The sequence below is a fragment of the Pseudoalteromonas sp. OFAV1 genome (assembly GCF_021532595.1).
Classification (GTDB): domain Bacteria; phylum Pseudomonadota; class Gammaproteobacteria; order Enterobacterales; family Alteromonadaceae; genus Pseudoalteromonas; species Pseudoalteromonas lipolytica_C.
In genome coordinates this window covers 87,079-106,314 of sequence record NZ_JAKGBG010000011.1, presented here as the reverse complement: position 1 = coordinate 106,314, position 19,236 = coordinate 87,079, and the positions used below count along the sequence as shown (strand labels likewise).

The 19,236-nt window shown below is 42.1% G+C and carries 21 protein-coding genes; 13 read left to right on the top strand and 8 right to left on the bottom strand.

Annotation, left to right across the window (positions count from 1 at the left end; all coding sequences use genetic code 11):
* The first annotated feature begins 21 nt into the window (after window positions 1–21).
* The 6 genes from fabR (at window position 22) to L1267_RS08830 (ending at window position 6,682) form a co-directional block, all read left to right on the top strand.
* Complete coding sequence (gene fabR, locus L1267_RS08855; RefSeq protein WP_135922932.1) at window positions 22–639, top strand: HTH-type transcriptional repressor FabR; 618 nt, start codon at window positions 22–24, stop codon at window positions 637–639.
* Between the two features lie 371 nt (window positions 640–1,010).
* A complete protein-coding gene (gene leuA / locus L1267_RS08850) occupies window positions 1,011–2,558 on the top strand; it encodes a 2-isopropylmalate synthase (protein ID WP_063702502.1) in 1,548 nt (515 codons plus the stop codon).
* Complete coding sequence (gene leuB, locus L1267_RS08845; protein WP_062568366.1) at window positions 2,555–3,631, top strand: 3-isopropylmalate dehydrogenase; 1,077 nt, start codon at window positions 2,555–2,557, stop codon at window positions 3,629–3,631. Before leuA ends, leuB begins: the two co-directional genes overlap by 4 nt.
* A 58-nt stretch (window positions 3,632–3,689) precedes the next feature.
* The gene (gene leuC / locus L1267_RS08840) at window positions 3,690–5,090 is read left to right on the top strand and encodes a 3-isopropylmalate dehydratase large subunit (RefSeq protein ID WP_138558508.1); all 1,401 of its coding nucleotides are present in this window, start codon (window positions 3,690–3,692) and stop codon (window positions 5,088–5,090) included.
* Window positions 5,090–5,689: a 3-isopropylmalate dehydratase small subunit gene (gene leuD / locus L1267_RS08835; RefSeq protein ID WP_138558509.1), complete on the top strand. Its 600-nt coding sequence runs from the start codon at window positions 5,090–5,092 to the stop codon at window positions 5,687–5,689. Before leuC ends, leuD begins: the two co-directional genes overlap by 1 nt.
* A 399-nt stretch (window positions 5,690–6,088) precedes the next feature.
* Entirely contained in the window at window positions 6,089–6,682 is a 594-nt protein-coding gene (locus tag L1267_RS08830; RefSeq protein ID WP_199527093.1) for a hypothetical protein, read from the top strand.
* A gap of 2 nt (window positions 6,683–6,684) precedes the next feature.
* Here L1267_RS08830 and L1267_RS08825 read toward each other — a convergent pair whose 3' ends face one another.
* A complete protein-coding gene (locus L1267_RS08825) occupies window positions 6,685–7,002 on the bottom strand; it encodes a hypothetical protein (protein ID WP_421967724.1) in 318 nt (105 codons plus the stop codon).
* Window positions 7,003–7,177: 175 nt separating this feature from the next.
* Here L1267_RS08825 and L1267_RS08820 point away from each other — a divergent pair, with 175 nt between their 5' ends.
* Window positions 7,178–7,624, top strand: coding sequence for a tellurite resistance TerB family protein (locus L1267_RS08820; RefSeq protein WP_135922926.1), 447 nt, complete (start codon window positions 7,178–7,180; stop codon window positions 7,622–7,624).
* Window positions 7,625–7,640: 16 nt separating this feature from the next.
* Here the strand turns inward: L1267_RS08820 and L1267_RS08815 are convergent, their stop codons facing one another.
* Entirely contained in the window at window positions 7,641–8,210 is a 570-nt protein-coding gene (locus tag L1267_RS08815; RefSeq protein ID WP_235382598.1) for an NADPH-dependent FMN reductase, read from the bottom strand.
* A gap of 115 nt (window positions 8,211–8,325) precedes the next feature.
* Between L1267_RS08815 and L1267_RS08810 the strand changes: the two genes are divergently transcribed.
* Window positions 8,326–9,219 carry a LysR family transcriptional regulator gene (locus L1267_RS08810; protein ID WP_138558513.1) on the top strand — a complete coding sequence of 298 codons (894 nt, stop codon included), beginning with the start codon at window positions 8,326–8,328 and terminating at the stop codon, window positions 9,217–9,219.
* On the opposite strand, the gene norR is transcribed toward L1267_RS08810, so the two are convergent.
* A complete protein-coding gene (gene norR, locus L1267_RS08805) occupies window positions 9,216–10,778 on the bottom strand; it encodes a nitric oxide reductase transcriptional regulator NorR (protein WP_235382597.1) in 1,563 nt (520 codons plus the stop codon). The genes L1267_RS08810 and norR overlap by 4 nt on opposite strands.
* 156 nt (window positions 10,779–10,934) lie before the next feature.
* Between norR and L1267_RS08800 the strand changes: the two genes are divergently transcribed.
* Both L1267_RS08800 and hmpA read left to right on the top strand, forming a co-directional pair.
* Window positions 10,935–12,167 (top strand): NnrS family protein, encoded by a 1,233-nt coding sequence (locus L1267_RS08800; RefSeq protein ID WP_235382596.1) that lies wholly within the window; start codon window positions 10,935–10,937, stop codon window positions 12,165–12,167.
* A 20-nt stretch (window positions 12,168–12,187) separates the two neighbouring features.
* Window positions 12,188–13,351, top strand: coding sequence for an NO-inducible flavohemoprotein (gene hmpA / locus L1267_RS08795; RefSeq protein WP_235382595.1), 1,164 nt, complete (start codon window positions 12,188–12,190; stop codon window positions 13,349–13,351).
* Between the two features lie 39 nt (window positions 13,352–13,390).
* Here the strand turns inward: hmpA and L1267_RS08790 are convergent, their stop codons facing one another.
* The 3 genes from L1267_RS08790 to L1267_RS08780 form a co-directional block, all read right to left on the bottom strand.
* Window positions 13,391–13,765, bottom strand: a complete 375-nt coding sequence (locus L1267_RS08790) for a hypothetical protein (protein WP_235382594.1) — start codon at window positions 13,763–13,765, stop codon at window positions 13,391–13,393.
* Window positions 13,755–15,380 carry a S41 family peptidase gene (locus L1267_RS08785; protein WP_235382593.1) on the bottom strand — a complete coding sequence of 542 codons (1,626 nt, stop codon included), beginning with the start codon at window positions 15,378–15,380 and terminating at the stop codon, window positions 13,755–13,757. Before L1267_RS08785 ends, L1267_RS08790 begins: the two co-directional genes overlap by 11 nt.
* 100 nt (window positions 15,381–15,480) lie before the next feature.
* On the bottom strand, window positions 15,481–16,134 hold the full coding sequence (locus tag L1267_RS08780) for an endonuclease (RefSeq protein ID WP_235382592.1): 654 nt from the start codon (window positions 16,132–16,134) through the stop codon (window positions 15,481–15,483).
* A gap of 115 nt (window positions 16,135–16,249) precedes the next feature.
* On the opposite strand from L1267_RS08780, the gene L1267_RS08775 reads away from it, so the two are divergent.
* Window positions 16,250–16,603, top strand: a complete 354-nt coding sequence (locus tag L1267_RS08775) for a VOC family protein (protein ID WP_135922917.1) — start codon at window positions 16,250–16,252, stop codon at window positions 16,601–16,603.
* On the opposite strand, the gene L1267_RS08770 is transcribed toward L1267_RS08775, so the two are convergent.
* A complete protein-coding gene (locus tag L1267_RS08770) occupies window positions 16,578–17,303 on the bottom strand; it encodes a hypothetical protein (protein WP_235382602.1) in 726 nt (241 codons plus the stop codon). The two genes, L1267_RS08775 and L1267_RS08770, sit on opposite strands and share 26 nt — an antisense overlap.
* Before the next feature lie 158 nt (window positions 17,304–17,461).
* Between L1267_RS08770 and L1267_RS08765 the strand changes: the two genes are divergently transcribed.
* Complete coding sequence (locus L1267_RS08765) at window positions 17,462–17,842, top strand: hypothetical protein (protein ID WP_135922915.1); 381 nt, start codon at window positions 17,462–17,464, stop codon at window positions 17,840–17,842.
* 7 nt (window positions 17,843–17,849) lie between these two features.
* Here the strand turns inward: L1267_RS08765 and L1267_RS08760 are convergent, their stop codons facing one another.
* A complete protein-coding gene (locus tag L1267_RS08760) occupies window positions 17,850–18,287 on the bottom strand; it encodes a PaaI family thioesterase (protein WP_135922914.1) in 438 nt (145 codons plus the stop codon).
* 160 nt (window positions 18,288–18,447) lie between these two features.
* On the opposite strand from L1267_RS08760, the gene lexA reads away from it, so the two are divergent.
* Window positions 18,448–19,065 carry a transcriptional repressor LexA gene (lexA, locus tag L1267_RS08755; RefSeq protein WP_235382591.1) on the top strand — a complete coding sequence of 206 codons (618 nt, stop codon included), beginning with the start codon at window positions 18,448–18,450 and terminating at the stop codon, window positions 19,063–19,065.
* Window positions 19,066–19,236: the final 171 nt, after the last annotated feature.

Below are 19,236 nucleotides of genomic sequence, written 5' to 3'. Positions count from 1 at the left end.
AAGTTCACGCTGGGAGTTTCCATGTCGGGTGTTAGGGCACAACAGAAACAAAAAACACGACAAGCACTAATTGAAGCTGCATTTAATCAACTAAGTGCAGATCATAGTTTTTCAAACCTAAGCTTACGTGAAGTTGCCCGTGAAGCAGGGATAGCGCCAACCTCTTTTTATCGCCACTTTAAAGATATGAATGAACTTGGTTTAACCATGGTTGATGAAGCCGGATTAACGTTACGTCAACTAATGCGTCAAGCTCGTCGCCGAATCGCCAGTGGTGGCAGCGTTATAAGTACTTCCATAGTGACTTTTATGGAGTTTATAGATAATTCAAGTAACCAATTTAGGCTGTTATTACGTGAGCGCTCTGGCACTTCAAAAGCATTTCGTGCTGCAGTAGCACGCGAAATTAAACACTTTATTTTAGAGCTTGCCCATTATCTTGAAAGCGAAACTCCTTGCGATGCGACTCATGCTTATATTCAAGCAGAAGCCATGGTTACGCTCGTTTTTAATGCAGGTGCTGAAGCGTTAGATATCGAAGGCCAGCAACGTGAAGAATTAGTAGAGCGACTGATCTGGCAATTACGTTATATTGCCCGCGGTGCAACTTTGTATGTACGTGATAACCATCAATCTTAAAAGTTAATCTAAACAATACAGTGATTGCTGAACGAATATTTAAACGCCGTTCTCATTAGTTTTGGATATTATATTCATTTTTAATGATTCTTTAGGTTTGTTTTTTCTATTTTGTGTAAATAAAAATGTGATTTTTGAAAAAATTATGCTTGCAAGCTGGTTTTTTGAATGTTAAAAATACAGCTCACTGAACACACATTTAGATAAATACAATGCAAATGATTCGTTTAATTACATTAAAACTAAACCTCTTACTGCTTAAATCAGTGAGCGGGGCTTAGTGTATTTGCATTTGTAGAACATTAAAAAACCCCGCAAACGCGGGGTTTTTTTTATCTCGCTAATGGGTCATTGGGAACGAGGACAGTTTTATGAAAGATAAGGTTTGGATTTTTGACACAACGTTACGTGATGGTGAGCAAGCATTAAAAGCAAGCCTAACCGAAGACGACAAAATTCAACTTGCGCATACCATTAGCCGCTTAAATGTGGATGTAATGGAAGTAGGTTTTCCGGTATCAAGCCCGGCGGATTTTCGCTCAGTACAGCGAATTGCGACTGAAGTGAAAGGGCCTATTATTTGTGGTTTAGCTCGCGCTGTAGCAAAAGACATAGAAGCCTGTGGTGAAGCACTTCGCCCGGCAGAGCAAGGCCGTATCCATACTTTTATTGCAACCAGCCCATTACACCTTGAGCACAAATTACGTATGAGCTTAGACGATGCAACAGCGATGGCTGTTAAGTCGATTAAACTTGCGCGTAACTACACGGATGACGTTGAATTTTCGTGTGAAGATGCAGGCCGCACACCGCATTGGGATTTATGCCGTATCGTTGAAAGTGCTATTGATGCGGGTGCATCAACTATCAACTTACCTGACACCGTAGGTTATGTAACGCCAGACGAATACGCTGCGATGATCCATCACTTAATGAACAATGTGCCAAATATCGACAAGGCGCGTTTAAGTGTGCATTGCCATAACGATTTAGGCTTAGCGGTTGCTAACTCAATTGCTGCGGTACAAGCCGGTGCTCGCCAAATCGAATGTACTATTAATGGTATTGGTGAGCGTGCAGGTAACTGCTCGCTTGAAGAAGTGGCGATGATCATGAAGATGCGTGAAGACCACTTAAAAGTGCATACTGATATTCGCAGTGAAGAAATTTACCGTGCTTCGCGCCAAGTCGCGAAGATTTGTAATATGCCAGTGCAGCCAAACAAAGCAATTGTTGGTGAAAATGCCTTTGCACACAGCTCAGGGATCCACCAAGACGGCGTATTAAAAGCGCAAAACACTTACGAAATTATGTCGCCAGAAAGTGTCGGTGTACCAAATAACCAATTAAACATGACCTCGCGTTCAGGTCGTCATGTTATTGAGCATCGTTTAGAAGAGTTAGGCTATCAAAAATCTGATTATGATATGGATAGCTTGTATGAAAGTTTCTTAGCATTAGCAGACCAAAAAGGCACTGTGTATGACTACGACTTAGAAGCGATGATTTACTTTAATCAAATCAAAGATAAAGACGAGAAGTACCAACTTGAGTTTGTTAACTCTACGTCTAACTCGCAATCAGTGGCGAGCTCAACAATCGGCATGACAATTGATGGCGAGTCTAAGCAAGAGGCCGCAACGGGTAATGGTCCTGTTGAAGCATCATTCTTAGCAATTGAGCGCTTAACGGGTATGTCGGTCGAAATGATTGAATACAACCTAGAAGCAACAGGCCAAGGTGCCAGCTCACTGGGGCAAGTGAATATTATCGCTAAATACGATGGTCGCCCTTATCACGGCGCGGGCATTGCAGCGGATGTGGTTGAAGCGTCAGTACGCGCCATGATCCGCGTTTATAACTTAATTTATCGTGCACAAAAAGTGTCTGATTTAAAACAACAGAGGAAAGCAGGATGAGTCAATCGAATTACAGTATCGCAGTATTAGCAGGCGACGGGATTGGTCCAGAAGTTATGGCAGCAGCAGAAACCGTCTTGGATGCTGTGAGCGAAAAATTTGGTTTTACTTTGACTCGTCATCACCACGCGATTGGTGGTGCTGCCATTGATGAGTTTGGTCAGGCACTGCCGCAAAGCACTCTTAGTGCTTGTGAAAATGCCGATGCGATTTTATTTGGTTCGGTAGGTGGTCCTAAGTGGGAAAACTTACCACCGAACGAGCAACCTGAACGAGCTTCGTTGTTGCCACTTCGTAAGCATTTTGGTTTGTTCTGTAATTTACGCCCAGCACAATTATTACCAGCACTAAGTGCTGCATCACCACTGCGTGCAGATATCAGTGCACAAGGCTTTGATATCTTGTGTGTTCGCGAGCTAACCGGTGGTATTTATTTCGGTGAAAAAGGCCGCAGTGGCGAAGGGGAGCAAGAAGCCGCTTTCGATACCCAAACATACTCACGTAAAGAAATTGAGCGCATCGCCCGCTTTGCATTTGAAGCCGCTAAGCTGCGTAGCAATCACGTTACTTCGGTTGATAAAGCGAATGTGTTAGCGTCAAGTGTACTTTGGCGTGAAGTGGTCACTGAAGTGAGTAAAGACTACCCAGAAGTGAGCCTTGACTACATTTATGTTGATAACGCGGCGATGCAATTAGTAAAACAGCCAAGCCAGTTTGATGTACTACTTTGCGATAACTTATTTGGCGACATTTTGTCTGATGAGTGCGCGATGATCACAGGTTCTATGGGCTTATTACCATCAGCAAGTTTGAATCAGTCTGGCTTTGGTTTATATGAGCCAGCTGGTGGCTCAGCACCAGATATCGCTGGTAAAGGGGTGGCAAACCCTATCGCACAAATTTTAAGTGCTGCGCTTATGCTGCGCTACTCACTAGGGCAAGATGAAGCGGCTCGTACCATTGAAAAAGCGGTAGCAGAAGCAGTTGAAGCCGGTGTTGGTACGCCAGATATCTACCCAAATGCAGGGTATACCACCAGTGATGTTGCTGCGGCAATTGTGGCACGTATTTAATTAAAAATTGTTTGCGCTGAGCTCGTCACTCAGCGTAACTAAAATGAGGGAATAGCAAGTGGCCCAAACCTTATACGATAAAATCTGGCAAGCTCATGTAGTCGCCAGCATTAATGATCAAACCGATTTACTTTATATCGACCGTCACCTAGTTCATGAAGTTACATCGCCGCAAGCCTTTGCTGGTTTACGTGAGAAAAACCGCAAAGTACGTTGCCCAGAAAAAACCTTTGCGACCATGGACCATAACGTTTCAACAAAAAGCCGCTCATTAGATGCTGCGAGTGAAGTGTCGAAAAATCAATTAATGGCACTGGATGCAAACTGTAAAGAGTTTGGTATTCAACTTTATGATTTAAATTCGATTAATCAAGGTATTGTGCATGTAATGGGGCCTGAGCAGGGCATTACTTTACCGGGCACAACCATAGTGTGTGGTGATAGCCATACCTCTACTCATGGTGCATTTGGTGCACTAGCGCACGGTATAGGTACTTCAGAAGTTGAGCACGTTCTTGCAACTCAAACGCTACAGCAGAAAAAAGCCAAGTCGTTAAAAATTCAAATAAATGGTCGCCTACGTCCAACTGTTACTGCTAAAGATTTAATCATGGCGGTGATCGGTAAATTAGGCACTGCGGGTGGAACTGGCTATGTTGCTGAATTTTGTGGTGAAGGAATCGAAGCGCTGTCTATGGAAGCGCGCATGACGCTATGTAATATGAGTATTGAAATGGGCGCAAAAGCGGGGTTAATCGCACCAGATCAAACAACTTATGATTATTTAAAAGGTCGCCCATTCGCACCACAAGGTGCTGACTTTGATAGTGCCGTTGCCTACTGGCAAACACTAAAAACTGATGATGGCGCAGAGTTTGATCATGTTGTTGAATTGGAGGCTGCTGACATTCAACCGCAAATTACTTGGGGTACCAGCCCTGAGCAAGTGATTGGCGTAGATGAATGCATTCCTGATCCTGAGCAAGAACCAGATCTAATCAAAGCTGATGCAATTCGTAGCGCACTAAAATATATGGGCTTAAAAGCGGGTGATAAATTATCTTCAGCGACTGTTGATACCGTATTTATTGGCTCATGTACAAATAGCCGTATTGAAGATTTACGTGCTGCCGCGCAGATTGTAGAAGGCAAGCAAGTTGCAGCGGGTGTTGAAGCTCTGATTGTTCCAGGTTCTGGCCTTGTTAAAAAACAAGCCGAAGACGAAGGCCTTGCTGATATCTTCAAAGCGGCTGGTTTTGAATGGCGTGAGCCGGGTTGTTCAATGTGCTTAGCAATGAATGATGACAGATTAGAAGCTGGTAAACGCTGTGCATCTACTTCAAATCGTAACTTTGAAGGTCGCCAAGGTCGCGGTGGACGCACGCACTTAGTGAGCCCAGCAATGGCTGCGGCAGCGGCTATTCATGGTCGTTTTGTTGATATCAGAGGAGAAGCCTAATGAGCGTATTTTTTAGTGGCTTAATGGCCCCGTTAGATAAAAACAATGTTGATACTGACCAAATAATTCCAAAGCAGTTTTTAACGTCGACCAGCCGTGATGGCTTTGATGCGGCGCTTTTTTACGATTGGCGTTATTTAGATAACGGCGAGCCAAATCCTGAGTTTATTTTGAACCGTCCTTGTTACCAAGGTGCGCAAATTCTTTTAACTCGCGACAACTTTGGTTGTGGTTCATCGCGCGAGCACGCGCCATGGGCATTAAAGCAATATGGTTTTGAAGTGATCTTAGCGGAAAGCTTTGCCGATATTTTCTTTAATAACTGCGGCAATAATCAAATGCTTGCTATCGCATTACCGGCACAAACACTTGAGCAATTATTTGTACTGAGTGAACAGCATGATGATATTCATATTGAAGTTGATTTAGAAAACCAACAACTTCGTAGCGATAAGTTTGACACTATTCACTTTGATATTCGCCATGATATTAAAGAGCGCTTATTAAGCGGCTTAGACTTTATCGGTGTGACTGAAACACTTAACAGTCAAATCGATGCCTTTGAGCAGCAACTTAAAGCTGAGCGTCCTTGGCAATAAGTAGGTTTTACATGTGGAACTTAAACGCGGCGAGAGCCGCGTTTTTATTTTTGGGAACATTTTAGCCAATAACTATGTAAGGTTATGATTGATAGAAGCTTTGCTTTTGGTGATTGGCACTCTTTATTAGTCTTGTAGTCAAAATAAAATAATTCAGCTGTTTAAATTGTCTGTGTTATTTCTGCAAATGATACTCATGTATCTAAATCTTTTAAGAATTAATGGTTTAGTTGTTTTGTATGAGCGCACTCATTTTTAGTAGTTGTTTTATATTGCAATTTGTTGGCGCTATATGAGCGTGCTCACCAGATGGTTTTAGGTTGTTTAGCTAATTTATTTCCTTTCTGCTTAGGGGCAGGCTAGGCTAGCGACATTATAATTTAAATAAAGGAACACACCATGAAATACTTAGTGGCATCGATACTCGTAGCAGCATCATCAGTAGCGGCTGCACGACCTGCGCCGTTAGTGTCAATTCCAAGCCATGACGGCTTTTTTGAAAACATTGCGGCCCATTGCGGTAAAGCTTACGAAGGTAAAGTGAGCGTTGATAACGCTGCTGGCCCTAGTTCGTTTGCGGGCAAAAAGTTAGTAATGCATGTACGTCGTTGTAACGAGCGTGAGTTACAAGTGCCATTTCATGTGGGTGATGATGCATCTCGTACTTGGATCATCACAAAAACGGGCAGTGGACTTAGTTTAAAGCATGATCATCGCCATAAAGATGGCAGCGATGACAAATCAACCATGTATGGTGGTCATACCCTTGATGCGGGGTTTGCTAATGCGCAGTCATTCCCGGCTGATCAATATTCAAAAGAATTGTTTGCAAGCCAAGGTATTCCCCAATCAATGGGTAACACGTGGCAAATGTATATTTATCCAAAGCAATTTACGTATCGCTTAGTACGTGAAGGACGTGAGTTTCGCGTTGATTTTGACTTAACTAAACCTATCACGCCGCCAAGCGCACCATGGGGATATGAAGACTAGTACTATTTAGCTTCGTCTTCACATTGCAAAACAACCGTTAAAGGTGGCTGATAGGCACGTGGTTTAGTTGGAAAACGTTCATACTCCTGCACCCCATCAGTCACTCTTAACATAAACGGTTCATCTTTACAGAGCCGACTTGCGTGACGTAATAAAAAAACGCTTTGGTTTTTGAAGTGTGCGTAATCATCCGATTGAATTTCTAGATGATAGCGGCCATCTGCTAGTTTGGTTTGATAGTAGTGCACCTTTTCGTCGAAATCGTAGAGCTTTTCTGTTTCGTCTTTTGCTGCGTGCGCATTACTGCAAACCACTAACATTAAAAAGGCGCTAATTAATAGTGCTGGTGTACTTCTCACTTCACTCATAAACACTTAACTCCATGTGATTAAAACCTTGTTTCATAATGATGTTGAACCTGAATTAGCATCCATAGTCAAACTAAGGTAACGTAATGTCTTATACGTAGTCTAACACCCATAGGGGACAAATGTGATGCTCAACAAAATAAAACAACTTTTTTCAACTATGAGTGAGTCGCAATCTAGTATCAGTGAGCATGATCTCAAAACTGCTGTTGCTGCGCTGTTAATTGAGGTTATGCGTGCCGATGATGAATTACAGGATGATGAGCAACAGACCCTGAATGAGACCTTAAAAAAATATTTTTCTTTAACGGATGAAGCTGTTGAAGAGCTTATTGATGGTGCTTCACAAAGCTTAGATGACGCTATTGATTACTTTCAGTTTTCTAAGCAAATTAATGCTCAGTGCAGTGCCGAGCAACGTATTGATATTATCGAGCTGTTGTGGCGTTTGGCCTACGCTGATGGCAATTTAGATAAGCATGAGGAAATGGTTATTCGCCGCGTCGCAAGCTTACTGTATGTTACCCATGAAGACTTTATCGCTGCTAAGCTAGCAGCGACAAAGCTAAGCTAGGGCTATTAAATCAGGCTTACTTATTTAATTTGCTCGCTACGCTGACAAGTTGCTGGGCAAGGCTAGCAACTTTTTCGGCTGTATCAGCATCGCTGATGCGGCCTTGCTCATCTAATTTAGTGTGGATAGCAGCCACTGCGAGTTGATCGGCAAGCACTAAACTACCAATACCCGATAGAATATCACGTACGTGATTTAAACCACGTAAGCCACCTAAACCACCCGGCGAAGCTGCATAAAGTGCTGTAACTTTATTGCGAAATGCAGGTACTGCACCTTGCTCTGTACGAGATGCCCAATCGATTGCGTTTTTAAGTGGCGCTGTAATTGAGCCATTATATTCTGGGCTTGCTAGTAAAATGCCATCAGCTGCGCGAAGCTTATCTTTTAATAATTGTGCGCCAGCAGGTGTACCTTGCGCTTCAATATCTTCATCAAATAAAGGTAAGTCTAAATCACTTAATTTAATCACTTCTACTTCAGCACCACTTTCGAGGGCGAAGCGTGCAGCTTCATTAATCAGTTTTTGATTAAAGCTGTCTTTACGTAGGCTGCCTGCTAGGGCAATAATTTTTGGTGCTGTCATGATGGCTTCCTTTTTTAAGCTTCACTGTTGATATGCTCACTTTAGCAAAAAACAGCTTGCAGAAAAGCCAAATAAACGCAAAACTTATGTGCGTATATGCACACTAGGAGCCGTTATGGCGATTCAATTTGATGATTGGCAAGATGTAAAAGTCGCTTACGAGGTGGCAAGACTCGGCACGTTAACCGCAGCTGCTGAATCATTGGGTGTTCATCACAGCACAGTGCTCAGAAGAATCAACAATTTAGAAGATAACCTTGATGCGCGGTTATTTCACCGTCATGCTCGGGGTTATACAGTGACAGAAATTGGCGCTAAGTTGTTTGCCACTGCAAAATCGATTAACGCTGAACTTGAAAAGCTTCATAACGATATTGTTGCTGCTGATAGCCAATTGCGAGGCAGTTTATTATTAACTACGGTCAGTGGTTTTATTGATGTGCTGAGCGATGTCTGTGAGCAGTTTCAAAGTTTGCACCCGCAAGTGCAACTCGAAGTTATTCTTGATCAAAACCGTTTACGTCTTGACCACGGTCAAGCGCATATTGCTGTGCGAGCGGGCCCTCGCCCTGATGAAGGTGACTATATTGCCCAGCATTTAGCTGAGCTTTCATCAGGATTTTATGCTTCTAAGAGCTATATTGAAAAGTATGGTATGCCAAAAAACCTTCAGCAGTTGCAGCAGCATAGTTTTGTATCTGGGGTGGCTGGCTATAACGGTAAAGTACCTTATTTTGCATGGGTAGATCAGCACATTGAGCCGGCGCAAATTAAGTTAAGGGTGTCTGAAACATCAGAAGCAACACGGGCGATTGTCAGAGGCTTAGGAATTGGTGGTCTACAGCATGAAGTGGCAAGCCAATACCCTGATTTGTTGCCAGTACTTCCTAAAGAACTGAACTGGCCAACAGACCTTTGGCTGGTGACACATCACTTGGTGCATCGCACAGCCAAAGTACAAGCATTTAGTCAGCTTTTAAAAGCGTATTTTAAAGCGTTAAAAGCTTAAACAGACTTTTTAACGCTAATGCCTAGCCGTTTGGCTAGGCGCACAAGGTTGGCTCTATCAACGCTTAAGCTGCGTGCTGTGGCTGCCCAGTTGAGGTTGTGTAGTTCAAGCTGTTGCATAATCAACTGATAACTAAACGCATCGGTTGCCTCTTTCAGCGATAAGCGAGCGGTTTTTTGTTCGTTAACTGTAACAGGGCTTGGTGTAGCAACCGCTGTTTTAGCAATATCACAATGCTCAGGCTCAATAGTGACAATGCTTTGTTGCCATTGCTGTTGCTTGGCTTTGAGTGCTGCGCGGCTGATCACATGTTCAAGCTCTCTCACATTGCCCGGCCAATTATATTGGCGCAGCAGTAATTGTGTATCGCTACTTAGCTTAAGTTGTTTAATTCCTAGTTTTTTAGACGTTTGTTCAACAAAAAAGCCTGCCAGTAAAATAACATCGTTGTCGCGCTCTTTTAATGGTGCAACATGCAATGGGTAGACGCTTAATCGATGATAAAGGTCTGCACGAAAGCGCCCCGCAGCGACTTCTTGTTTTAAGTTTCGGTTGGTTGCTGCAATCACTCTAACATCGACATAACGGCTTTGGTCTTCTCCCACCGTTTGTACTTCACCACTTTGTAAAACGCGCAATAACTTACTTTGCATCGCAAGCGGAAGCTCGCCGATTTCATCTAAAAATAGCGTGCCGCCATCGGCAAGTTGAAACTTACCCTGGCGCGCAGTATGTGCGCCAGTAAACGCGCCTTTACTATGACCAAAAAATTCACTTTCGGCTAAGTTCTCTGGTAATGATGCGCAGTTTAAGTGGATCAACGGCATGTCACGGCGTTTTGAGTTTAAATGGATATTGCGCGCAACGAGTTCTTTACCGACGCCTGTGTCGCCTTGTATTAATACACTAAATTCTGAGGCAGCTACGAGCTGGATATCATTTTTAAGCGTCTGCATTGCTTGGCTATTACCAATAATTTCGACACCTTCTCGTGTTAGCGCTTCAAGATTAAGCTGTTGTGCAACTTGATGGCTGTGTTGTGCGTGTTGCATAAGATGCTGCAAGGTTAGGGCATGCTCAACATAGCCTGCTGCTAGCTGTTTTAGTTGATTGAGCTCGTTCACTGCTAAAGCGTCAAAGGCATGTTCATCTAAACTATCAAAGGTTAAAACACCCAATAGTTCGTTGTTATCTTTGCTGCTCAGCAGCGGCACGCCCATGCAGGCATGAACAGGAAAGTCTCCATGCTGGCTTTGTAATAAACCATCGTAGGGGTCGGGTAGGCCACAATCTTTGGCAAATTTTAACGGCTCACTGCCACGGCATATTTCAAATAAGCGAGGATGCTCTGCTATTTTAAAGCGCCTTCCTAACGTATCGTCCGACAATCCATGCTGGGCTACGGGCTTTAACACATCACCTTGTTTCAATAACAAGGCAACGGCATCACATTCAAGCCAATCATTAATGCAACTCAACAAATAACTGAAATTGTGATCAACGCTGCTTGCTGTGGTAAGGGCAAGAGCAACATCAAGAAGGGATTTTTTGAGCGCCATGTCAATTTGACCTGAATGTGTGTTTTTGATGTTTTTAATGGTGTGTCATTTTGACTTTTTTATCAAGTGTCAAAGTTTAATTACTTGATATTTAATGGTTTTTATTTCTGGCTTGAACTGTGCAATAGCTAGGGAAATTAAACCCTGAGAGCACTAATGAAAGTCATTAATTTAACTGAACCTATGCCAGCTAAAATCAAATTTTATCAACTCAGCCAGTGGCCGTTATGGGCATTAGCATTTCGGCCTTTTTTCTTGGCAGCGGGTGCCTTAGCTGTGTTTGCAATGATTTACTGGTTTTTAGTCTTAGCGGGTTATGCACAGTGGCACCTAACAATGCCCGCAACACTTTGGCATGCCCACGAAATGCTGTTTGGCTTTGCAGGCGTGGTTGCCATGGGCTTTTTGCTCACCGCCGCACAAACATGGACAGGTGTGGCGAGTGTAAGTGGCATAAAGCTCTGTTTGCTAAGCATAATTTGGCTTACTGCACGACTTAGTTTTTTTATTGATATTGCAGGGTACGAGCAGCTAAACCTTTATATTGTAAGTGCATTACAACTCGTTTGGTGGCTGGCTGGAATTATTATTCTAGCTGACATGCTGATACAGGCGAAAAGCCGCCATAACTATTTATTTATTGTCATCGCATCTTTGCTCTGTGCACTCAATGTGATTTTTTTGAGTTTAGTTGTGCTTAATAAAATGTCGCTGGCACTGGGGGTTGTTGATACTGGCGTACTTATCATGACGCTGCTGGTTGGTGTTGTCGCTGGGCGAGTTGTGCCATTTTTTACCGCGCGCGGTCTTAACTTAAGTGAACAAGTTAGAATCCCCAAGCTCGATAAATTAGTCCTATTTAGCTCATTGTTTGCCATTGCATGGTTCTTTATGAGTCAGCTATTTTTTAGCGCAATGAGTACTGGTTGGGTTTTTGCTTGGCTTGCTTGTTTACATGGTGCTCGGTGTGTTGTGTGGTGGCATAAAGGGATTTTAAAAGTGCCTTTGCTATGGTCATTACACTTGGCTTATTGGACTTTATCGGTTGGTTTTGTGCTTATCGCGCTCAGTTATTTCAGCCCTATTATCTTATTCAAAGACGCGCTTCATCTGATCACTGTTGGCACCATCGGTTTAATGATCATCGCCATGATGGTACGTGTCTCTCATGGTCACACAGGGCGCATATTACAAGCCCCTGCGTTTATTAGTTTGGCATTTTTACTCATTGCGTTAGCTGCCATTGTACGTTCGTTACTTCCCGTTTATTTAGGTCATCACCTTGCATGGCAGTTAAGTGCGTTGCTTTGGATTGCTGGCTTTAGCTTATTTTTATTTCATTGTGCGCCCATTTTAGTCAATCGTCGTGTTGATGGTCGCCGCGGTTAATCTCTCCAATAGGAAAAACTATGTTATCTGAAAAAACGATCCAGATTGTTAAAAGTACTTTACCTTTGCTTGCACAAGCAGGCCCTCAAGTGACTGAGTATTTTTATGATCGTATGTTTAGCTACAACCCAGAGCTTAAAAATATTTTTAATATGACACATCAGCAATCGGGCACTCAGCAATTCGCGTTGTTTAATGCTTTGGCGGCCTATGCTGCAAATATTGATAACTTGGCAGTGTTAAAAGGAGCGCTTGCGCGCATTAATCACAAACACACCAGCTATCATATTTTGCCAGAGCATTACCCTATTGTTGGTGGGCATTTGATTGCGACTTTAAAAGAGTTACTGCCTGAGCAATTTACCCCTGAGGTCGAGTACGCATGGCGTGAAGCTTATTCTTTATTAGCGGATGTATGTATCACCGAAGAGATGGCGTTATACCAAACGACCAAAAAGGCGCCGGGAGGATGGTTTGGTACCCGTACTTTCACTATTACAGAAAAACGGATGGAATCAGCGCAAATATGTAGTTTTACATTAACACCTGTCGATGCAAAACCTGTTGTGGCGTATTTACCGGGCCAATATTTAGGGATAAAAGTAACGCCAGTAAACAGCGACTTAACTCAAGTTAGGCAATACTCATTGTCGCAACAAAGTAACGGTCGAAATTATCGAATTAGCGTGAAAAAAGAAGGCTTAGTATCTAATTACTTACATAGCTTAGCAGAGGGAGATGAGGTAGAGATTTACCCACCTGCTGGAGACTTTGTGCTTCGCGAAATTGATTTTCCTGTCGTGTTGATTTCGGCAGGTGTTGGTCAAACCCCAATGATGGCCATGCTCGAGACATTATTAAGTAATCAACATAACCAGCCAATTCATTACCTGCATGCTTGTGACAGTGAGACGCAGTTTGCCTTTAAAGAGTATTTATTAAAACAACAGCAAGCGCACGCTTCATTACATTGTGTTACTTGGTTTAAAGATGGCAAGGGGGGAGATTTTGCGGGTTTGATGGATGTAAATCACATTGCTGCTAGCTTACCAATTAGTAAAGGTGATTTTTACCTGTGTGGTCCAATCGCATTTATGGCAATGATAAAAGAGCAGCTACTTAGTTTAGGGGTTGCAAGTGAGCGAATCCATTATGAGGTGTTTGGCCCTCATCAACAGTTATAAATCAACGAAAGGCGCAGTGTGTTACTGCGCCTTTATTGTCTATTCTGTTTCACATTCTACATTAGGTAGTGGTACTCGCAGCTCTTTTTTTGGGTAATAGAGCAAACACTGTTCACCCATTTTTTGCAGCACAAATTTTTCTGAAGGGATACTATGCGCCCCCATAATTGGCAATCCATCTGGCCCTTTATTTGTCCCATGATCTATCAATAGTTCAGCACTTTTAGTAAACACGTTATCAGCTAAAGTAACTAATGGGCCCCCTTTAGCTGATTGAATCGCTTGTTGTATTTCAGTGATTACGCCAGGATTTACGCGCGTTAACGTGGCGTTTTGTGGCTCCTCTGCTTGGGTGCTTTTGCAGCCCGTTAAACTCACTAATAGTGCGCAAGTGAAAAGTGCTTTATTGTTCATTGTTGTCGTCCTTAGCCGGTGATGGACGTGTTAAGTCCATGTTTTCCTTATAAAGCGGTTGTTTATAAGAAAGTGGGATTCCACTGGCTTGTTCTGCTTGAGAGGCAAAGCTTGGTTGTTTGATGCTATTTGTTTGTACAACAATAGGACAGCTGCCATTCTCAATATGATGTATTGCTGTTGAAAATAAGCGTTCTTGTGTATCACCTAGTTTGTTATCAAAATCATCAGCAACTACGCAGCCTTTAACATCTGCATCAAACTGAGGTGAAGGAGTTGGTTTAAAACCGTCAGCATATTCCCCAAAGCCTTTATCATTAGCTCCAGAGAATTGGATAGTGTAGTAAGTGGTGGCGCAATTATGAGTGGGTGTAAAGCCATAAGGCTTGCCGCAGGTCGTATCACCAATAAGTACGACTTCTGCATCTATACCTTTTAAACCATTTATAAACGCTTCTGACGCAGAACAAGTTCCTGCTGTACTTAGTACATATACTTTAGATAAGTTGAGATCAGGAAGTCGGCTATTGGTTGTTTGAAATGTAGAGTAATCTATTTCACGGTCAATAAATGGGTAAGGAGCCTCTTGTGGTTGCTTGTCGTTTTTGATGGTTTGATAGTAGTAATAGTCATCAGTATTAGCTGGGCCGGCAACCATGTAAGCAAGCTGAGATGATAACGCTAATAAGCCGCCACCATTATACCTAAAGTCAATTACTAGCTCGTCAATGTTATCGCTTTTAAACTTGTTAACAGCGCTTATCAGCTCTGGTTGAGCAATACTAATAAAACTATTAAATTGCATATAGCCGACTTTTGTACCATTGGCGGTAGTGATGGTATTAACATTCTGAACAGGTGTTTGCGCGATATTGCCGGCTACAAGTGTGAATGATTTTTCACTGCCATCATTACTGCGCACAACAAAGTTATGCGAATCACCCGCTGTTGGTCCAAAAAGCGCTTCATTTAAAATATCTACGCCTTCTTGGGTATTAGTGTTAATACTAACGCCGTCGACCATTAAAATAGTATCACCGCGCTGTAATCCGACATTTTTAGCTGGTGAATCATCTTCTAAATAAGCAATACGTAATTCACGAGGGGGGACATTGCTTAAAAATGCCCAGTTAATACCGTAGCCAGAAACCACGCCTGATTGTGCTTCTTTATAGTACTCTTCGGTTGGGCGACTGAAGTGGAAGTTATCTTTATATGCCCCTGAGTCAGTTGTTTGATATGTTTTTAATTGCGCAAAATAAGCGGCGACAGAGTTGAAGTTGTCTGGGTCGTTATCTTCAATCTCATCGTACCAAAGGTAAGTTTCATCACTCCATGAACGTAACCACATTTTTTCTGTAAACTCACTGCCAGCAGTATCTGGGTAAGGCCTATTATTATTGTAAGGGTCATTGCCTGTTCGAGGAACCGCACATTGGTTTTTAAATTCACTTGATGGGGCGAAAACTCCTGCCGTCCAAGATGGCTCAGAAGTTGTTGGCGGTGGCGGATTAGTTGTACTATCAGACGAGCCACTTCCTCCTCCGCATCCTGTTAAAGAGAAGCCAGACACTGCCAAAAACACCGCTAGGGCAAGTTTATTACAATTAAACATATGAATTACTTTCCTGTAAATATTTGCTTAAAACGTATCAATAACTATAGCCCATAGCAATAGATAGCCGCCCCTTTTTTATGAACATTATTGCTCTAAACTAGAGTGCTTTACGGTCATTTACTTGAGCCACTTCAAGTCGTTGCCATGCCTCGAATAGCTGTCGTTGTTTATCTGAAATTTTTAATCCGTAGGTTTGCTGCATGTAGAAATAGGCATCAGCGATACGTTTTCGTGCATAAATAGGAGGCTCAAACACCCGTTGCTTAAAATCTATTTTAATAGGACAAGCACCGTATTTAGGACTATGGGATGTGACCATTCCATAGCGAAAATTAGAGCGATCAGCGTTGATTTCACCTATTGCAGGTGCCAGATTATTGATATCAGCTTCCATTTTTCGGAACTTTTCGCTGACTTTTCGGCAATTTTTGCGTCCGCCGTTCTGCCAACATTGTAACTGATGGCCAAATTCCCACGCAGGTACTATGTGCTCCCACTCAATTCGTTTTGCGCGAACATTTTCTTTGCCTGAACGTGTCATTGCATTTCGAGGTATATAGCCGCATCCATTAGGATCTGGTACGAGTTTCTTACCTTGGCGTTTTATGTCACATCCACAGTAAAGGCTTTTACTATTGTCTGGTAGGGTTTTTATTAAGTGCTTTTTGGCACTAGAAAAGCTTGAAAATTGCTCTGCATTTACAGAGAAATTGATTATTAAACAAAGGGTAAAGTAGAGAAATAAACGCATATCCATCACATCAGTGAACTACAGGAAAGCTCATTTTAGAGTGACTATTCTAAAAGGAAAAGTTTTTCAACTCAGCTATAGTTGTTAGGCCGTTTTCATTAAAGGAATTACTACTATGTTACTAGGTGCTTTTTCTGTGAGTTTAAATGTAAAAGATATCCATGCCTCTAAGCTGTTTTATGAAAAGCTGGGTTTTAAAGAGTTTGCCGGCGAAATAGAGCAGCATTGGCTAATTATGAAAAACGGTGAACATTTAATTGGTTTGTTTCAAGGAATGTTTGATAAAACCATGCTGACCTTTAACCCCGGTTGGGATCAAAATGCTAAAACGTTGGCTGAGTTTGCTACTTTTGAGCAATTAGCTCTGCATTTTCAGCAGCAAGGTTTAGCAATACAAAAGGCCGGTGAAGCGAGCTTTATTATCACCGACCCAGATGGCAATCCTATTTTGATAGACCAACACGTGTAGCTGGTTTTTTACGCTTTATACGAACGTTTTGCAGTAACAAAACAATTCCGGTAATACAAAACAGCACGCTGGTGGCTGAGAAGCTGATAAGCAGTGGGTTATTAAAGTTTTCTCGCTCGTCGTAATCCATAATATGCAGCATCCAGAAAAAGTCGAAAATACGCCACAGGGTGCTGCGCACAGTGATGACTTTACCGTTTTGGCTGTCTAAATATATGGTTGTCGCAAGCCAATCATCGAAACGAACTTGCCATATGTTTTGTTTATGGGCAGCTTCGCGGGGTCCTTGTTTTAATTGCTGTACTTGCAAAACATTGGCATCAATCAGTAAGTGTGCTTTGGCGTTCGCGATAATTTCAGCCTCACTGGGTTTTGCCATGGGAGCTCCAGTATGACCATTAAAGCTGACAGTGCTTTGCTCAGTAGTAACTTCAATGATTGGTGCATTTAAAAAGTGACTATAGTTAATCGCTTTTATTTGTTGAAATTGGGCGGTTATCCGATCAACTGATGCTGTGTAATCAGCCATCATAAATGGATTATCTAAACTGCGTTTTGCTAAATGTTTACCATGGACTTTTTCGAGGGGGAGTGAACTCATTACTAAGCCTCCCGATAGCCATAGAAGTAGCTGAATGGCTAGCAGATAGCCAAGCCATTTATGCCCTTTGCGAGCATATTTGAACATGCGTTTATTCATCATTACTCCGTTATTATTGTTGTATGGGAGCTATTTTAGGTTGTTTAACTGTATTGCCAATGCGGCATAATGTCGCATTAACTGTATTCTAGATTTGGTATATATACAAAACTGAGTTAAAGTTTCAGTCGATATCAATAGAGGGTAAAAACGAGAGTATGTCGGAAATTCAATTTTTAAATGTGGATCTGGAGCTTGAATCAAAGCACGATATTAGTGCACTTGTTGCTGATTTAAAGAAAAATGCCATGGTTTTACATTACGACCAAGATGAATACCGTCAACTAGCGCGTATTGAGGCTGCTGCTGATATCAGTACACCAGACAAAGCGATTAATCAGTTGTGTGAATTAATTGAATCGTGTTCACGAAATGCTCTTAAGCAGTGGTTGTCGTGCTCTAAACGTACATTTGATATTGGCTTTGAATCAGGCGTTTCACCAAAATGTTTTAATCAAGCCCTGCATGCTGATACCTTGTTGCGTATTTCAGCGATTGGCGCAGGGGTTGAAATTACGATTTATCCAGTCGAAAAATAGCCTGAGCTTAGCGCTCTACAACAGCTGCGGTCATTCTTGATACGCAGCAAAGCTCTCCTGCGGCATTGGTAATTTTAATATCCCACACTGAAGTGCGCTTACCTAAATGAAGAGGCTTTGCTGTGGCCGTTAATACACCCTTACGAGATGCTTTCATATGGTTGGCATTAATTTCTTGGCCAACAGCATAAAATTTATTGAAATCAACCACAAAGTTAGCCGCATAGCTTGCCACTGTCTCGGCTAACACAACGTTCGCTCCGCCATGTACCATGCCCATAGGGTTATGATGCTCAGGAATGGCAGGCATAGTCGCCACTAAATAATCATCACCAATTTCAGTCACCTCAATGCCCATGGTTTTCATTAAAGTACCTTGCCCGGTGATCCCTTGCTCTAAACTTTTACAAAGCTCTAGTGTGATTGGTTGATGCCAAATACTCATTGTATTTCCTTGCGTGCAAATTAAAAATAATACCTTATGGCATCTTTATACCTGGTTCAATGTTAGTTTTGTAGCAATATGATGGCGTTAATTTAAATTTGCGATTTTCAGATAACTGTATATACTCACAGTTAAATGTACTGTATGGAAAACCAGTTGTATGCGCCCATTAACAAAACGCCAATCGCAAATTTTAGAACTAATTAAAGTCTTTATTAAAGATACAGGCATGCCACCTACGCGTGCTGAAATAGCTCAAACATTGGGTTTTAAAAGTGCCAATGCTGCCGAAGAGCATCTAAAAGCACTGGCAAAAAAAGGCATGATCAAAATGAAGCGTGGGGCGAGTCGTGGTATTCAATTAATTGAAGAAGACGAACCTGAGCAATTAGGTTTACCTTTAATTGGACGAGTTGCAGCGGGTGAGCCCATTTTGGCGCAAGAACATGTTGAAAGTCATTGTCAGGTTGATCCTTCACTATTTAAACCTGCGGCTGACTTTTTACTGCGTGTAAATGGTATGAGTATGAAAGACATTGGCATCATGGATGGTGATTTACTCGCAGTACATAGAACGCAAGTTGCTGAAAATGGTCAGGTTGTTGTTGCTCGTGTTGATGAAGATGTAACTGTTAAGCGTCTTGAAAAAGCTGGGCGTAAAGTATTTTTACATGCTGAAAACGAAGAATTTTCGCCAATTGAAGTTGATCTTGAGCATGAATCTTTCAATATTGAAGGGTTAGCGGTGGGTGTTATTCGTAATGCCGACTGGATGTAACTGTTTCTAAAATAGTGCACCAAATTGCTGTAATTTGGTGCGTTGCTTGTTTTTTATTATTTAGCATCGATTTGTAAACCCTTACTCCTTGTATAAAGCCTTATATGGCGCAGTTTTTTACTCTCACTCTGCCTCTCATTTTAAAATAACGCGCTGATTATAGTTGTTATT

Excerpts from the sequence above, each read along its gene's own strand:
- leuD (WP_138558509.1), top strand. The coding sequence starts at position 5,090 with ATGAGCGTATTTTTTAGTGGCTTAATGGCCCCGTTAGATAAAAACAAT.
- L1267_RS08785 (WP_235382593.1), bottom strand. The coding sequence starts at position 15,380 with ATGTTTAATTGTAATAAACTTGCCCTAGCGGTGTTTTTGGCAGTGTCT.
- L1267_RS08825 (WP_421967724.1), bottom strand. The coding sequence starts at position 7,002 with ATGTTAGTGGTTTGCAGTAATGCGCACGCAGCAAAAGACGAAACAGAA.
- leuA (WP_063702502.1), top strand. The coding sequence starts at position 1,011 with ATGAAAGATAAGGTTTGGATTTTTGACACAACGTTACGTGATGGTGAG.
- L1267_RS08775 (WP_135922917.1), top strand. The coding sequence starts at position 16,250 with ATGTTACTAGGTGCTTTTTCTGTGAGTTTAAATGTAAAAGATATCCAT.
- L1267_RS08830 (WP_199527093.1), top strand. The coding sequence starts at position 6,089 with ATGAAATACTTAGTGGCATCGATACTCGTAGCAGCATCATCAGTAGCG.
- L1267_RS08760 (WP_135922914.1), bottom strand. The coding sequence starts at position 18,287 with ATGAGTATTTGGCATCAACCAATCACACTAGAGCTTTGTAAAAGTTTA.
- L1267_RS08810 (WP_138558513.1), top strand. The coding sequence starts at position 8,326 with ATGGCGATTCAATTTGATGATTGGCAAGATGTAAAAGTCGCTTACGAG.
- lexA (WP_235382591.1), top strand. The coding sequence starts at position 18,448 with ATGCGCCCATTAACAAAACGCCAATCGCAAATTTTAGAACTAATTAAA.
- L1267_RS08770 (WP_235382602.1), bottom strand. The coding sequence starts at position 17,303 with ATGAATAAACGCATGTTCAAATATGCTCGCAAAGGGCATAAATGGCTT.
- L1267_RS08820 (WP_135922926.1), top strand. The coding sequence starts at position 7,178 with ATGCTCAACAAAATAAAACAACTTTTTTCAACTATGAGTGAGTCGCAA.
- L1267_RS08780 (WP_235382592.1), bottom strand. The coding sequence starts at position 16,134 with ATGCGTTTATTTCTCTACTTTACCCTTTGTTTAATAATCAATTTCTCT.
- leuB (WP_062568366.1), top strand. The coding sequence starts at position 2,555 with ATGAGTCAATCGAATTACAGTATCGCAGTATTAGCAGGCGACGGGATT.
- norR (WP_235382597.1), bottom strand. The coding sequence starts at position 10,778 with ATGGCGCTCAAAAAATCCCTTCTTGATGTTGCTCTTGCCCTTACCACA.
- hmpA (WP_235382595.1), top strand. The coding sequence starts at position 12,188 with ATGTTATCTGAAAAAACGATCCAGATTGTTAAAAGTACTTTACCTTTG.
- fabR (WP_135922932.1), top strand. The coding sequence starts at position 22 with ATGTCGGGTGTTAGGGCACAACAGAAACAAAAAACACGACAAGCACTA.
- L1267_RS08765 (WP_135922915.1), top strand. The coding sequence starts at position 17,462 with ATGTCGGAAATTCAATTTTTAAATGTGGATCTGGAGCTTGAATCAAAG.
- L1267_RS08790 (WP_235382594.1), bottom strand. The coding sequence starts at position 13,765 with ATGAACAATAAAGCACTTTTCACTTGCGCACTATTAGTGAGTTTAACG.
- L1267_RS08815 (WP_235382598.1), bottom strand. The coding sequence starts at position 8,210 with ATGACAGCACCAAAAATTATTGCCCTAGCAGGCAGCCTACGTAAAGAC.
- L1267_RS08800 (WP_235382596.1), top strand. The coding sequence starts at position 10,935 with ATGAAAGTCATTAATTTAACTGAACCTATGCCAGCTAAAATCAAATTT.